The sequence below is a fragment of the Candidatus Acidianus copahuensis genome (genome assembly GCF_000632495.1).
Taxonomy (GTDB): Archaea; Thermoproteota; Thermoprotei_A; order Sulfolobales; family Sulfolobaceae; genus Acidianus; species Acidianus copahuensis.
In genome coordinates, this window is sequence record NZ_JFZT01000011.1 from 1 (window position 1) to 1,468 (window position 1,468).

General features: G+C 36.5%; 3 protein-coding genes. 2 read left to right on the plus strand and 1 reads right to left on the minus strand.

What is annotated here, in order from left to right; genetic code table 11:
* Together CM19_RS00365 and CM19_RS13375 are read left to right on the plus strand one after the other, a co-directional pair.
* The coding region (locus tag CM19_RS00365; protein ID WP_420804697.1) for an MFS transporter at positions 1-416 on the plus strand (416 nt) is incomplete at its 5' end.
* Positions 416-619, plus strand: coding sequence for an MFS transporter (locus CM19_RS13375; protein ID WP_268744916.1), 204 nt, complete (start codon positions 416-418; stop codon positions 617-619). The genes CM19_RS00365 and CM19_RS13375, both read left to right, overlap by 1 nt.
* Positions 620-664: 45 nt before the next feature.
* On the opposite strand, the gene CM19_RS12990 is transcribed toward CM19_RS13375, so the two are convergent.
* Positions 665-1,468: hypothetical protein (locus CM19_RS12990; protein ID WP_048098480.1), on the minus strand; the 804-nt coding region annotated here is incomplete at its 5' end.

Consider the following 1,468-nt stretch of genomic DNA (forward strand, 5'->3'; position numbering starts at 1 on the left):
ACTTGTTTGGTTCTTCTAGTAATCCAGTTTATAGCGAAATATCCTCAGTTGAGGCCGCATCAATCTTAGCAGCGATAAATGTTGCTGCAACCTATATTGCTTTTAAGTATATTGATAGAATAGGCAGAAGAAGCTTAGGTTTATCGGCATATGCAGGTATGCTAGCTTTCGACTTGCTTGGAGGAATTCTACTTATGAGAGGAATTTTAATAGGAGCACTCATAGCTTTTGCAGGATTTATAGTATTCTTCGCTTATGGAGTTGGGGGAACTGGATGGTTAATTCAAGCTGAGTATTTCGATACTCGCATAAGGGGAAGAATGGCAGCATTAATAGCTTTCATTGACTGGATATCAAACTTTGTAATAATAGAAGTATTTCCTGTAATGTTATCAACAATTGGTCTAGCAGGTTAATGTTATCAACAATTGGTCTAGCAGGTTCGATGTTTGTATTTACGGCTCTAGATGCTCTGGCGTTAGCAATTGTTTACCTATTACTACCTGAGACAAAGGGGCTTTCATTAGAGCAAATAGTTAAATTGTTTGGAGAACACAGAGTAACTGAAATCAAAAAATACAGCAAAAAGGAACTAGAGAAAACTAAGCCTCTAAATTGAGTAAACTGAACAAGTGCAATCTTACGTAAGTTTGAAAAAAGTTTTTTAACTCCAATCCGATAGATATATACCCGGCCTGCTTGGGATGTGTCCTCCTTGATATTCGAAATTGTTAATTGAAAAACTCATATAACCACCATCGTAAAGTACATACCCCCCATCTGATACTCCTAGATCTACGGTAATTTGATTGGGAAGAGCAAGACCTTGTTCTATCCATGGGCATGCCACTGATGTTATATTAACTTCACTTGCTTTGAAGTTTCCAGCCCACTCCACAGATGCACCAAAACTAGTATACGAGTTTGCATGCCCTTGTGTTATAACTCTAACATAATCTATATTTACTGAATCTTTGAAATTGATTTTTATTGTAGTTTCGATGTAACACCAGTTAAACTTTGCGTCTATTAGCGTCGGTTCTACGCTAATTTTCTCAGTCCCTTCTACAGTTGCAATCCAAGTTAATTGATTATAATACCCACTTGAACCATGGTCGATATTAATAGAAATTTGAGGAAAACTTTCGTGTTCAATTGGGCCAATAGACATTATCGTTACACTTTTCCCATTTTCATAGACAACATTTATAATTACTATATAATCTATAACAGAGAAATAACCTTCATTGTTATGAGAATTGGAATAAGTGTAATTTCCTTCTAAAGATATATTTAATGGTCCATAGAACCCAGTCTCTTCGTGCCATCCTCCCTGGTAAATCCCATATTCAACATGAGTTGCATTAATGTATAACTCCCCAGTCTGGATCTTGGGGGATGTTAAGCTAACACCACCGCATACAACCCACTTAATTTGGTAGCCTACCTCAAGGGATATATTAATGTA

Excerpts from the sequence above, each read along its gene's own strand:
- CM19_RS13375 (WP_268744916.1), top strand. The coding sequence starts at position 416 with ATGTTATCAACAATTGGTCTAGCAGGTTCGATGTTTGTATTTACGGCT.